The sequence below is a fragment of the Phytobacter massiliensis JC163 genome (assembly GCF_000321045.1).
In the GTDB taxonomy this organism is placed as follows: domain Bacteria; phylum Pseudomonadota; class Gammaproteobacteria; order Enterobacterales; family Enterobacteriaceae; genus Phytobacter_A; species Phytobacter_A massiliensis.
The window spans coordinates 61,971-75,678 of record NZ_HE578946.1 but is presented as its reverse complement, the minus strand read 5'-3'; the positions used below and the strand labels follow the sequence as shown (position 1 = coordinate 75,678).

Annotated in this window: 10 protein-coding genes; 6 read left to right on the top strand and 4 right to left on the bottom strand. The window is 55.5% G+C overall.

What is annotated here, in order from left to right:
* Window positions 1–5: 5 nt before the first annotated feature.
* The 6 genes from gltD (at window position 6) to ENTHG_RS10745 (ending at window position 8,307) form a co-directional block, all read left to right on the top strand.
* The gene (gene gltD / locus ENTHG_RS10770) at window positions 6–1,424 is read left to right on the top strand and encodes a glutamate synthase subunit GltD (RefSeq protein ID WP_044179549.1); all 1,419 of its coding nucleotides are present in this window, start codon (window positions 6–8) and stop codon (window positions 1,422–1,424) included.
* A gap of 686 nt (window positions 1,425–2,110) precedes the next feature.
* Window positions 2,111–2,662 carry a hypothetical protein gene (locus tag ENTHG_RS10765; RefSeq protein ID WP_044179548.1) on the top strand — a complete coding sequence of 184 codons (552 nt, stop codon included), beginning with the start codon at window positions 2,111–2,113 and terminating at the stop codon, window positions 2,660–2,662.
* Window positions 2,663–2,824: 162 nt separating this feature from the next.
* Window positions 2,825–3,394, top strand: a complete 570-nt coding sequence (locus ENTHG_RS10760) for a fimbrial protein (protein WP_044179546.1) — start codon at window positions 2,825–2,827, stop codon at window positions 3,392–3,394.
* A 195-nt stretch (window positions 3,395–3,589) separates the two neighbouring features.
* Window positions 3,590–6,118 carry a fimbria/pilus outer membrane usher protein gene (locus tag ENTHG_RS10755; protein ID WP_044179544.1) on the top strand — a complete coding sequence of 843 codons (2,529 nt, stop codon included), beginning with the start codon at window positions 3,590–3,592 and terminating at the stop codon, window positions 6,116–6,118.
* Between the two features lie 30 nt (window positions 6,119–6,148).
* Window positions 6,149–6,874: a fimbrial biogenesis chaperone gene (locus ENTHG_RS10750; protein WP_044179542.1), complete on the top strand. Its 726-nt coding sequence runs from the start codon at window positions 6,149–6,151 to the stop codon at window positions 6,872–6,874.
* 179 nt (window positions 6,875–7,053) lie between these two features.
* Complete coding sequence (locus tag ENTHG_RS10745; protein WP_044179541.1) at window positions 7,054–8,307, top strand: hypothetical protein; 1,254 nt, start codon at window positions 7,054–7,056, stop codon at window positions 8,305–8,307.
* Between the two features lie 37 nt (window positions 8,308–8,344).
* On the opposite strand, the gene ENTHG_RS10740 is transcribed toward ENTHG_RS10745, so the two are convergent.
* Genes ENTHG_RS10740 through ENTHG_RS10725 form a run of 4 tightly spaced genes read right to left on the bottom strand, consistent with a single transcriptional unit; the run spans window position 8,345 to window position 13,700 of the window.
* Window positions 8,345–10,417 (bottom strand): FAD-dependent oxidoreductase, encoded by a 2,073-nt coding sequence (locus ENTHG_RS10740; RefSeq protein WP_044179539.1) that lies wholly within the window; start codon window positions 10,415–10,417, stop codon window positions 8,345–8,347.
* Between the two features lie 11 nt (window positions 10,418–10,428).
* A complete protein-coding gene (locus ENTHG_RS10735) occupies window positions 10,429–11,652 on the bottom strand; it encodes an MFS transporter (protein WP_081653620.1) in 1,224 nt (407 codons plus the stop codon).
* Between the two features lie 56 nt (window positions 11,653–11,708).
* Window positions 11,709–12,539, bottom strand: a complete 831-nt coding sequence (locus ENTHG_RS10730) for a sugar phosphate isomerase/epimerase family protein (RefSeq protein WP_044179534.1) — start codon at window positions 12,537–12,539, stop codon at window positions 11,709–11,711.
* A gap of 9 nt (window positions 12,540–12,548) precedes the next feature.
* On the bottom strand, window positions 12,549–13,700 hold the full coding sequence (locus ENTHG_RS10725) for a Gfo/Idh/MocA family protein (protein ID WP_044179532.1): 1,152 nt from the start codon (window positions 13,698–13,700) through the stop codon (window positions 12,549–12,551).
* Window positions 13,701–13,708: the final 8 nt, after the last annotated feature.

Below are 13,708 nucleotides of genomic sequence, written 5' to 3'. Positions count from 1 at the left end.
TAGCAATGAGTCAGAACGTATACCAATTTATCGACTTACAGCGCGTTGACCCGCCGAAAAAACCGCTGAAGATCCGTAAAATTGAATTTGTGGAAATTTATGAGCCCTTTTCGGAGGGCCAGGCCAAGGCGCAGGCAGACCGCTGCCTCTCCTGCGGCAACCCGTACTGTGAGTGGAAATGCCCGGTGCATAACTACATCCCTAACTGGCTGAAACTGGCCAACGAAGGGCGTATTTTTGAAGCCGCTGAGCTCTCTCACCAGACCAACACCCTGCCGGAAGTGTGCGGGCGCGTCTGTCCGCAGGATCGCCTGTGCGAAGGGTCGTGCACCCTGAACGACGAGTTCGGTGCGGTGACCATCGGCAATATCGAGCGTTATATCAACGATAAAGCGTTTGAGATGGGCTGGCGTCCGGATCTGACCGGCGTACGCCAGACGGGTAAACGCGTGGCGATTATCGGCGCGGGCCCGGCGGGCCTTGCCTGTGCGGACGTACTGACCCGCAACGGCGTGAAGGCGGTCGTATTCGACCGTCACCCGGAGATCGGCGGGCTGCTGACCTTCGGCATTCCGGCCTTCAAGCTGGAAAAAGAGGTCATGACCCGTCGCCGTGAAATCTTCACCGGCATGGGCATTGAGTTCAAACTCAATACCGAAGTGGGCCGCGACGTGCAGCTGGACGCACTGCTGAGCGAATACGACGCGGTGTTCCTCGGCGTGGGCACTTACCAGTCGATGCGCGGCGGGCTGGATAACGAAGACGCAGACGGCGTGTTCGACGCCCTGCCGTTCCTGATCGCCAATACTAAGCAGATTATGGGCTTCGGCGAAACCACCGACGAGCCGTTTGTCAGCATGGAAGGCAAGCGCGTGGTGGTACTGGGCGGCGGCGATACCGCGATGGACTGTGTACGCACCTCGATTCGCCAGGGGGCTACCCACGTCACCTGCGCCTATCGTCGTGATGAAGAGAACATGCCGGGCTCAAGACGCGAAGTAAAAAACGCGCGTGAAGAGGGCGTCGAGTTCCAGTTCAACGTGCAGCCGCTGGGCATTGAAGTGAATGCCAACGGCAAAGTCAGCGGCGTGAAGATGGCGCGCACCGAGATGGGCGCACCGGATGAGAAAGGCCGCCGTCGCGCTGAGATCGTTGCCGGTTCCGAGCATGTGGTTCCCGCCGATGCGGTAGTAATGGCGTTTGGTTTCCGCCCGCATAGCATGGAATGGCTGGCTAAGCACAGCGTCGAGCTGGATTCTCAAGGGCGGATTATCGCCCCCGAAGGCAGTGACAACGCTTTCCAGACCAGCAACCCGAAAATCTTCGCCGGTGGCGATATCGTCCGCGGTTCAGACCTGGTGGTCACGGCGATTGCCGAAGGCCGCAAGGCGGCGGATGGCATTATGAGCTATCTGGAAGTGTAAACCTCTCAGGCCCTGCACTCGCGGGGCTTTTTTTCGCCTGGCTTTAATGCCCATCAACGACCATTAGAGCAACATTATCCGACGCATTACTCTCAAGAATCGGCAGCGTTACCTGCCGCTCAACTCGCCTTCCCCACCTTTATCACTCTACAAACTGCCTAAAAACCAGGATAGAAACGTAGGAAAAAACCTAAAGCAAAAACTGCGCGAAGGGCAAATTTAATCAGATAAAACCGCTACTCCAGTTAAGAGCGCTTAATTAAAAGAAAAGCGCCAGCGAAAACACAATCCCCTATTCGCCATGAAAAGTAACAATTCGATAAAACGGTAAAAAAAGCATCGAAAAATCGCCGCGATCCCTCTGTCTGGCGGTATTTGTTGCTTGCAGGCACTTAAATTTTGCAATAAAAAGCGCAACACCGTTTATCAATAAGTAATTCATATATATAAACGATCTCTAATTATTACAGATTATATATTAAATATGCATTATGCTTTATCTCAGCGTGTTATAAGAATTTTTTGCGCTTATCTTTCGCTTGTTTTAATAAATAATTGAATGGCATAACCAACTTTATTTTCATCATAAACAAATTATTATTGTTAGCAGGAAATAATATTTCTTGAGTTGCAAACACATTCCTGCGCAACAGTAAGAAATTCATTTAATAAAAGGATTTCATCATATGAAGTACTACTTCATCTCTGATGACAGGTTACTCCTGTCTGGTATAAAAGAGATCACGCAAGAAATAGCTGGCTCTTCATTATTCCTGAATCCAAATGAAGGGATCCGACATTTTTCTCCTGATATCGGGGATATTGTTGTGCTAGCGGTTGAGAACAGCGAATATCGCAGTTTGTTAATGCGAATTGCGTATAAGAAAAACTGCCGGTTACTGATATTACTCGATATGCCTGTGGTTGCCACAGCGCGCACATTTTTCCCGTGGTTTGCACCTAAGAAGCTGAATGTAGAAGAGTTTTTTACTCTTCTCAGGAAAGCAAAACAGGCCCCTTGCTATCGTAAAAAGAAACCGGTTTCGCAAAAAATCATCGACATCTTTACCTGTTTGGGCAGTGGTCATCCTGTCGAAGAGGTTATTGAAAGCCATAACATTTCGGCAAAGTACATTCACCAGGCCAAGCGAGACATACTGTATAAATACGGTTTTATGAGCTGCAATTCGCTGGCGGTTTTGGTCTGCCGCGACATGCTCGAAATGAAAAGATTCTGACACTTTTATATTTTAAAAAAACATACCTCGAGCAATTTTTATCGCTCCATCATGACTGTGGGCGCTAAATAAGCCAAATGTTTTACAGGATATAAATAATATTACCTCCGGATAGCTATTGCTTTCTGGCTGGTATTTTTCAACAAAAAAATGGAGTTTTATATGAAAACAAATCGTCTCGTACTGGCCGCGCTGGTCTCTTCTGCTCTGCTGTCAACCAACGCACTGGCAGCTGACGGTACTATCAACTTTACCGGTTCAATCACTGCAAGTGCTTGTACCACTGTTGTGGGTGCGGCATCTGCGGGTGGTACTGCTTCTACTAACGCAACTATTGCATTACCGAACCTCCCAACAACAGCGTTCACTGGCGCTGGCACTTTCGCCGGTAACACTGCTTTTACCATCCAGTTAAACGGCTGCCAGTCTACTGCTGCGCTGACTAACGTTCGCGCGCTGTTCACCACTGCAACTCCGCAGCCTACTGATATTTATGTGATGAAAAACACCGCAACAACTGGCCCTGCGACAGATGTAGCGGTTGCGATTCTGACTTCTGCAGGCACCCAGATCGATCTGAACGGCGGCCCTAACCTGGATCCAGGTGCCGCATTACCGTCAACGAGCGGCAATGTTACCCTGAACTACCAGGCAGCATACAAAGCGCTGAGTGCTACCGTAGGCGCTGGCTCTGTAGCGGCTAACGCTGACTACACCATCTCTTACTACTAATAAAAACTTCCCTTTGAAGTGATTACAGCTCCGAAATTTTCGGAGCTGATTTTAACGGCGGACATTCTTTACCGCCTTTTTTGTATCCAGCAGGCCCTGGGACGGATCTGTAGTAGAAAATGGAGTGCGTGTATGAGGCGATCGGTTTGGTTACCTCCCCTCACATCTCATCGCAGGGAGGTGTTAGGCGTGTTGATGCTCGGGGTTACAGGATGGCTGCCCGTCAGCGCTATTGCTGATTCTGACTTCGAGGAAGGCTTTTTAAAGCGCGATAAAAACGGCGCCTCACCGGACGTTTTTATCTACCGTAATGCCGTCACGCCCGGCGTGAAAAATATCGATGTCCGCTTAAATGACCGCCTTGCCAGTCATGAAGAGATCCTTTTTATCAGCGATGAAAAGCAGGACGTGAAAGCCTGCCTGACCCGCAATCAGCTTGAACAACTGGGGGTAAAAGTTGATCTCTACACCGGGTGGCGCACAGCGGAAGAGAGCGCGGGTCCGGTCACTGCCGCGCAGTGCGAAGATATTCCGGCACGTATTCCAGCGGCGGAAGTCAGCTATGACGACACGCAGCAGGTTTTGACGCTGACCGTTCCACAGGAAGCGGTGGACAGCCGACGCTTTACGATGATCTCCCCGACTGAATGGGATCATGGAGTTACCAGCCTGCGCACCAGCTATAACGGCTATTTCTACTCTTCAGAAATAAAATCCCAGGGTTCGTCTTCAAAAGATGAGACCTCACGTAGCGCCTATATCAACCTCAACAGCACGGGCACGCTGGGGGCATGGCGGCTGTACAGTATCGATTCGTTTTACCGTAACCCCGGTGAAAAGTGGGAATCCAACCACGACCGGATGTATTTTGCGCGTGATATCGCCGCCCTGCGCAGCAATTTTCAGGCCGGTGAAATTTACACCCAAACCTCAGGCTATATGACCGGGGCGGTTCCCCTGAGCGGTGTCTCGCTGGCCACCAATGAACAGATCTCTCTTGATAGCCAGTTTAGCTACTCGCCGGTTATTCGCGGCGTCGCCCGTACCAACGCCAGGCTTATCGTCCGCCAGCGCGGCAATATTATCTACAGTACCACCCTGACGCCGGGGGCTTTTGCCATTGATGACCTGTACAGTGCCCAGGTAGGGGCGGATCTGGATGTCACGGTAGAAGAGTCCGATGGCACCTCACAACGTTTTCATGTGCCTTATACCGCGCTGCCGAATATGATCCGCGCGGGCACGATGCGTTACTCACTCGCTGCCGGGCAGTACCGCGATCAAAACTCCGGGTCGGATGAGCCCTGGGTCGCCGCCGCCAGCATGGACTACGGGTTTGAACATTTCACCTGGAACTCCGCGCTGCTGGCCTCGGAGGATTACCAGTTCGCTTCGACCGGCATCTCCTGGAACATCGGCGCTATCGGCGCGTTTTCTACCGATGTGGCCTGGTCGCAGTATAACGAGACATGGAATGACAACCGCTCCCGTAGCGGCCAGGCGGCGCGCTTCCTCTACGCACGCTATTTTGATATCACCGATACCTCATTGCAGATCCTCGGTTATCAGTACCGCTCCCGGGATTTCCGCGAATTTTCAGAGTTTATCTCCCGTCATAATTATAAGAACGACTACAGCAGTTACGATGACGACGACTGGCAAATCAACGACTGGCAGCATAATAAGCGCAGCCGTATTGAAATGAATATGACGCAAAACCTGGAGGATTATGGTTCGTTATATTTCACGCTAAGCCAGGACAGATATTACGGCACCGATAAAAAAACCACCTCTATCAGCGGCGGCGTAGGCACGAATATTGGCCCGGCCACGGTATCCCTGTACTGGACAAAAAATAAGGACTTCGAATACAACGAAAATCAGGTGAACCTGTCCATCAGCCTGCCGTTAGGCAGTCGCAACACCAACAGCCGGGATTATGGCACCCTGAACTACAGTCTGACCCGCGACCGTGATAATCGCTATAGCCAGAGTATGGGTTATTCAGGCAGCGTTCTGGATAACACCATCAATTATTCGGCGAACGTGCAGCGCAGCACTGACAATAAATACAGCGAGTCGGGTACGGTCGGCTATAACGGCAGTCTGGCATCCGTCAACGGCGGCATCAGCCATAGCCATAATTACACGCAATATTCTGCGGGCATGAGCGGTGGCCTGACGTTATATGGCGGCGGTCTGATCTTATCCCCGCAGTTAAATAATACGGTGGCGATTATTGAAACGCCTGATGCGTCCGGCATTGGCGTTTCAGGAACCAATAACGCAAAAACCGACTACTTCGGTCATGCGGTGGTCACCTCGCTGACGCCTTATCGCTATAACGAAATCAACCTCGATACCTCCCAGACAGAGGGCGTGGAGCTAAAAGAAACTGCCCGCAAAGTTGTCCCCAGCGATGGCGCTGCGGTGTTACTGCGATTTGCAACGCGCGTGGGACGCCGGGCAATGGTGGAGATTCGCAGCACCAGAGCGATTCCGATTGGCGCAATGGTCTTTGTCGAAGGCGAAAAAGAAGAGGCCGGCATTGTGGGCACGAAAGGCATGACCTATCTCAGCGGCCTTGATGCGAAGCACGATCAAAAACTGAACGTCATCTGGGGGGAAACCAAAGCAGAGCAGTGCTCGTTTACCCTGCCCGCGCTGCCTGGCGCGCAGCAACCGGATGAATGGTACGAAAAAATTGTTGTGGATTGCCGTTAAGGCCATTCAGGTGGTAACAGGAGAAATCAAATGCAGTTAAAGAAAATATTCCACGCAGGGCTGGCGATTGCGGTACTGGCGGCGGGCAGCGCCTCGGCGGCCGTGCGCCCGCAGCTAACCCGCATCATTGCTTATACCACGGACAAAGAGACCCCGGTTGATATTGTCAACGACAGCAAAGATCCCTTTATGGTGCAGTCATGGCTTGAAGATCTGCAGGGGAAAGACACGGATATTCCCATTGTGCTGACGCCGCCGGTGATGAAGCTGGAAGGCAAAAAGCAGGGCAAGCTGCGTCTGGTCATCATGAAGGGGGCGGTGCCGCAGGATCGTGAATCGGTTTACTGGCTCTCATTGCAGGAGATCCCGCCGAAAGCGAAAGATGTCGATAACCGGCTGGTTGTCGCCGTCCGCAGCCGACTGAAAGTGTTTGTCCGCCCGGCGGGTTTCAACGCCGATGGCTCCCGTAAAGCGGCAGAAGGCCTGACCTGGAGTATTGAAAAAGAGGGCAATAAAAGCTGGATCAAAACCAGTAATAACGCCGCCTACTACGTGAGCTTTGGTGAGCTGGCGGTGGCATTCCCCGGCTATAAAAAGAAACGCATCGAAGAAAAAAGTGAAATGGTGCCGCCAAAAGGCAGCGCGCGTTATCTGCTGCCAGAGAGCTATAAAGGCGGCAAAGTCACCATCACCTGGAGCGGCATGCACGACTGGGGCGGCGCTGGCGCGGAAAAGACGTTAGAGGTCGCACCGTAATGAATTCTGTCAGTACTTATTGAGCGCTTTAAACATCAGGCTAAGCCCCTAAAGCGGGGCTTAGCCATAAAACCATAAGGCCATCATTCATTTTTTATTGTTACTTCATCTGTTATCTCAGCCCGATAAAAACTCTCCTTAATCATGTAAAGATCATTTTTACCTCTCTGGACAAAACAATGAAAAAAAATCTCTGGCACCCCGCTTCAATTAATACAAAAACAAACCGCTACAGCTTCCTGGCATGCGCTATCGCTATCACCACTTTTTTGACAGCCAGCACAGCGCAGGCGGCTGTCTATTACTATAACCGTACATGGCTAAACGGCAGTTATCCGGGATATGTGGCGGCAAATTGTTATGTTCAGCTACCCGATCAAAGACCGATGGCCGTGCCCAGAACCCTGGTAGTGAGTGAGGACACGCCGAATAATACGGTAATCTTTAACTTCGGTGAGATGTTCGGCGCTTATTTCACAACGAACTGTGTGAGTACTGGCAGCGTAAACACGACGGCCGGAACAACGAACGGTACTTATACCTACTGGGATATGAATATATTGATCACGGCCGCCGGAGGGGTAGAGGGGATACAATTAAACGATCCAGGTCTTCGCCTGCGTTTATATATTACCCCCGCGGCGCTGGATACATACTCATTGCCGGTCGTTGCCGCAGGCGCTTACAGTTCCAGTACGCGAATGTTTGTCAATCAAACCTATAAACTTACCGGGATAGGTTCTGGCAACACGACGCAGGTCCAGTATCTGCTAAACCCGCACGGCGGAGGCACTTCGTGGGCGCTAGGAGGCTGGAGCTCTTTTGCCATTAGCGGTGAAATTGTCAAAGTGGGTAACCTCACCTATCCCGCTGCGTTATCAACCGTCAGCTCCTCTGCTTTTTCAGTTCGGACGCCGCCTGCCGTAATAAACGGGATGCTGGACGGCACAGGGATTAGAGTGGTTCGCCCATCCTGCGTCCTGAATACCACTGATTATACTATCCCGATGAAATCGTGGTTCTCCTGGCCATCGTCATTACCGGCTTACGGGCCTAAAGAGCCGGTTAACTTGACCATTAAGTGCTCGGGCAAAATGAACCATGTCCGTTTCCGTTTTGAAGATACGGGCTCATCTCCGTCGAGCACAAAAAACGTAACGCTGTATGACTCCCTGGGCGGCACTAAAATCACTGGCGTAGAGATAGAGATGCTCTACAACAACAGTAAAGTGAATGTCGACAGCGTGACCAAAATTGACGCCGGGAGTTTTGGCCAGGCAAAATCCAATTTCTGGGCGACACCAATATACGACTCCTTTGGCACCGCCGCATTCCAGGCACGCTATGTGCAAACGGCGGCGATTAAAAAATCAGGCAGTAATTACACCGGCCCTATCGTAGGTAAAGTGAACATGTACGTGACCTATGATTAGTCATGCTGGCGGCCAGCGCCCGCTGGCCGCTTAATCTCTACCGGCTCTCCTGGTATATCCTCCCCGTCAGATAGTCCGGCCAGTTCTTTTCAAAGAAAATCGTCGACAGATCGCCCAGCGGACGCAGCGGTTTTGCCTCAACCGTAAACTCGCCGTTTTGCCAGCGAACCTGCAGCTGCTCCTCACGATGCGCCGGGTTTTCGGAAAGGAAACGGAACGCCGTCAGCTCCCCTTCGCGGGTCTGCGGCGCGACGTCCCCCTGCGCTGAACAGAGCATTCGCGCGCCACGGCTGCCGCCGCCACGGGCAATGTAGGTTTCCAGCGCCACCAGCAGCGCTTCGGACGCCAGCGCCATCTGCCGCCACTGGCAGCTGAACGCGGCCTGATTAGGGTGCTCAAGGGCGATACCGTGTTCGGCGATGCGCTGGTTCAGCTGCCGGGCCGCCGCTACAGCAGCAGGTACCTGCGCGGCATCGCAGACAAACCCGGCGCGCTCGCTCATGCGCTGCTGGATTTCGGCGCGTACCTCTTCAATATGCAGCGCCTGCGGATGGCTACTGTCGCGTTGGAACTGGCGCAGCAGCGTGGCCGCCTCTTCCACAAACGGGGATGACGGCGCGCTGTAACCGGCGGCAGCAATATGTTTGGCGCAGCGCAGGCCAAAAACCTGCCCGGCATTGAGCGCCGCGCCGCCGGGGCGTGTTACGCCATGCGTGCCCGCCGCCTCGCCAATGGCATAGCACCCGCTCAGGGAGGAGTGTCCCCACGTATCTACGGCGATGCCGCCGTTCATATGCTGATGATTAACGTTAAACGGCAGCGGCTGCGCCGCCAGATCGTGGCCATGATGTTTATACAGCTCGATAGCCAGCGGGTTCATACGCCGCAGACGGTCGATGGGCATCTCCAGGCAGGCCTCGTTATTACGCAGATAGTTGTAGACATCCTCATCCAGATTGCCAATGGCGAAAGGCTCGTCGCCCGGCACCGGTAAAGGGTTACGGTTAAAATCCATATAGATGGTTCGCCCGGCCTGCGACTCATTGTAAATCGCCAGGTCAACCAGGCTTGAGCCGAAATCCAGCATCCGGCTGGCATGAATCGGCCACTGGTAGCCCTTGCGGAAGATATTCGACGCCAGCTCGCGGGTGGTACGGTAGTAGCGGGCAAGGAAATTATGTTCCTCTCCCTGCGCGTCCACAGAGTAGATGTAGGGCATACTCTGCACATAGGTGCCGGAGAGGTTCCACGGGAAGTCATCGCGCCGGGTGCCAATGCCAAACTGGTGCTCCGTCAGATTGACGGTGGCAATCCCGGCCTCCAGCGCCAGCCCCAGCGAGCCGAAACAGCGCTTCGGGTAGACGCTGTCGCGGAACAGCTCCCCCGGCCCACCTGCCGCCAGCACCACCGTCGCGCTGCGCAGCAGGCACAGCCCCCACGGGTTATCTGGCGCTTTCGCGCCTTTAACAATAGCCAGCACCCCCGCGACCCGCCGCTGTTCGCCCTCTCCTTCGGTCAGCAGGCGCACTGCCGTGGCGTGATCGACAAACGGCACGCCAAGCAGCACCGCCTCTTCCGCCAGCACTTTAACCATCAGCCGCGAGGTGCGCGGCCCACAGCTGGTCGCGCGCCCCACTTCATCATGATCGGTCTGATAGCGCAGCACCGCGCCGTAGCGATCTTCCGGCAGCGGCAGACCGATACTCTTAAGGCCGATAAACGCCTCCACTGACCCCACCGCCTCGACGTAGGCGGTATCGGCGTCCATGGCGCCGCCTGCGCCAATGGCCCCGGCAAGGGCGGTAAAATTATCGCCCCGGTAGCTGGTGGAGGCGGTATGCAGCGTCTGTTTATCCGACCCAGAGCAGGCGGAAGTCCCCCAGAACAGCGTCTGGGTCGCTACCAGCACATCCATCTTACGGCGCTTTAGCTCCACCGCCGCCCGCAGCCCGGCAGCGCCGCTGCCGATAACCAGCGCCCCGCTGGTGTATACCGGGATGCGATATCCCTCCACCTCCAGCATCTGCTGCGGCTCCGCCTGCAGGACGTGGCGCGGCATGGTCACATTCGTCAGGTTCTCGAGGATCGCTTGCGGGATCGCTGTACTCATGGTTTACCTCGTTAAATTCGTGAAGAGAGACCGGAGACTTCCATCTCGCGCGCCGGTTTTGCCACTTTGCGCACGCCCAGCAGCAGCACCGAACTCACGATCATCACGCAGGCGGCGACAAACCAGACAGTGGACATGGAGTATTTATCCGCGAAGTAGCCCGCCAGCACCGGTGAAATCCCGCCAGCGGTCATGCCGACATTCATCACGAAGCCGATAGCGGACCCGCGCAGCTGCGGCGGCACCAGTTCAGCGGTGAAGGAGAGCACCAGCGGCGTGATAGGGTAGCCCAGCAGCCCCAGCAGCAGCACAAGGATGACCACCGCGAAGACCGGCAGTTGCAGCACCATTGCCGCCATCAGCAGGCTGCTCACCAGCGTGACGCCAATCAGTACGGCGCGCTTGCGGGAGAAATCGCCGCCGTCGCAGAAACGCCCAAGCAGAAAGCCGCCCAGCGCCCCGGTCAGCCCCAGCAGGCTGGCGATGGTGCCCGCCACGCCGATGGAGAGCTGCTTAACGTTTATCAGGAAGGTGGGCGCCCACAGCAGCACAATCCACCAGCCACTCAGCAGCAGGAAGTAGTAAAAGGCCATTAGCATCACAGACTGATTGCGGAACAGCTGCTTGAGCGGCACTTTTTCATGGGCGGCAACGGCGACGACCTTTTTCGGCTCTGATTTCACCAGTACGGCGTAGGCAATGGCGACCAGAATGCCCAGCCCCCCGGCAACATAGAACACCACGCGCCAGCCGTACTCCGGCCCTAATACTGCCCCCAGCCAGGTGCCGAAAAAGCCGCCGATGGGGTAGCCCATCCAGTAGAGTGACATCACCGTGGTGCGCTGTTTTTCCGTGGTGACGTTCGCCACCTCCAGCGAGGCGGCGGGCCAGAAGACCCCTTCGCCGATGCCGGTCATCACGCGGTAGAAAATGAGCGAGGTCAGGCTTCCCGCCACGCCGGTGAGCATGGTAGCCAGCGAGAACATCACCAGCCCAAGGATCAGCACCGGTTTACCGCTCAGCTTGTCGGCAATGATCCCGGAGATGAATAAAAAACCAATAAAACCGTAAAAGAACGAACTCATCAGGATGCCGGACTGAGCTTTACCCAGGCCAAAATCCGTGGCGATAAGCCCGATGGCGGAGGAGACGGTCATGCGGTCCACGGAGTACATCATGTAGCCCAGGCCGCACAGCACCGACACCAGTATCATCTTCTTTGTATCTGTATTCATAAGTTCCTCGACTAACCTGGTAAGACTGACGAGACATCAGATACAGCCAAATCTGATTAACCATGCGCCAGATGGCGCGCTTTGCAGGTAGCCAGCACCGTATCCGGGTCCCGTTGCCACCACTCCTGCGAGAAAATCTCCACCTCATGCGCGCCGGTGTAACCCAGCGCCTCCACCGCCAGGCGGGCGGCGCGAATATCAATCACCCCGTCGCCCATCATGCCGCGATCCAGCAACAGGTGCCGGGTTGGCACCAGCCAGTCGCAAATGTGAAAACCGAGAATGCGCTTGCGTCCGGCGCGTTCGATCTGCGCATAGAACTGCGGATCCCACCAGGTGTGGTAGAGATCCACCGCGATGCCCAGGCCATCGTCACCCAGCTCATCGCAAAGATCGTTGGCTTGCGCCAGGGTATTGACGCAGGCGCGGTCCGCCGCGTACATCGGATGCAGGGGCTCAATCGCCAGCGGCATCCCTGCGCGGCGGGAGTAGTCCAGCAGGCGGCCCAGGCCGTCCCGCACCTGGCTGCGTGCGCCGGCAATATCTTTAGAATCCCCGGGCAGGCCGCCCACTACCAGTACCAGGCAGGCGGCATCCACCGCCAGCGCTTCGTCCACGGCCCGGCGGTTGTCGTCATCAGCGGCACGGCGCGCCGCATCGTCCACCCCTGGAAACATCCCGCCCCGGCAGTAGCCGCTGACGGTAAGCTCATTGCTGCGGATCAGCTGCGCGGTGCGTTCCAGACCCAGCGCCTGCACCTGATCACGCCAGGGCGAGATGCCGCGAATCTCATGGCGGGCGCAGCCGTCGATAATTTTATCCAGCGTCCACTGCTGGCGAACGGTGGCGGTATTCAGCGATAACCGCCGGGAATCAGGCTGTTGCATATCGCCCCCTTAGCGCACCAGTGATGGAACGTCGACCCAGCGGCGCTCCTGCCAGCTTTGCAGGGCCAGCTCAACCAGCTGCACCCCTTTGGCCCCTTCCAGCAGGTTCCAGCGGAAATCCGTCTCGCGGTGTACGTGGCGCAGGAACAGCTCCCACTGCACCTTGAAAGCGTTATCGTAGGTGGTGGTATCCGGCACCGGCGACCAGTCATCAAAGAAGTTATGCGTCTGGCGCACGTCCGGGTTCCAGATGGGTTTGGGCGTATTCACCCGGGACTGAGTGAGGCAGTCGGTAAGGCCCGCGACCGCTGAGCCGTTTACGCCATCCACCTGGAAGGTCACCAGGTCGTCGCGGCGCACGCGCACGCACCAGGAGCTGTTGATCTGCACGATGGTGCCATTGTGCAGTTCGAAGGTGGCGTAGGCGGCATCGTCAGCGGTGGCCTGATATGCGTTGCCCTGTTCATCAAAGCGTTGCGGGATATGGGTCGCCCCCAGGCAGCTTATGCTCTTGATCTCGCCGAACAGATTATCGACGACATAGCGCCAGTGGCAGATCATATCGAGGATAATGCCGCCGCCATCCTCTTTACGGTAGTTCCAGGAGGGCCGCTGGGTCGGCTGCAAATCCCCTTCAAATACCCAGTAGCCAAACTCGCCGCGCACCGACAGCACCTGACCAAAGAAGCCTGCCTGGTTGAGCATCTGCAGTTTGCGCAGCCCAGGCAGCCACAGCTTATCCTGCACTACCCCGTGGCAAACGCCCTGCTGCTCCGCGTAGTGATAAAGCTCCATCGCCTCTGACAGGCTTACCGCCACCGGCTTCTCACAGTAAATGTGTTTCCCGGCGGCAATCGCTTTTTTCAGCAGGCCCGGGCGTGCCTGGGTGGTCGCGGCATCGAAGAAAATGGTGTCAGCGGGGTTTGCCAGCGCCGCCTCCAGGTCAGTGCCCCAGCGGCTGATGCCGGTCTGTTTCGCCAGCGCGGCGATTTTCTCTTCGTTGCGGCCAATCAGGATAGGGTCGGGAAGCAGGCGGTCGCCATTCGACAGCGCCACGCCGCCCTGCTCGCGGATCGCCACGATAGAGCGGATCAGGTGCTGGTTTTTGCCCATCCGACCGGTTACGCCGTGCATGATGATGCCAACGGGAATTGTAGCCATTATTGTGC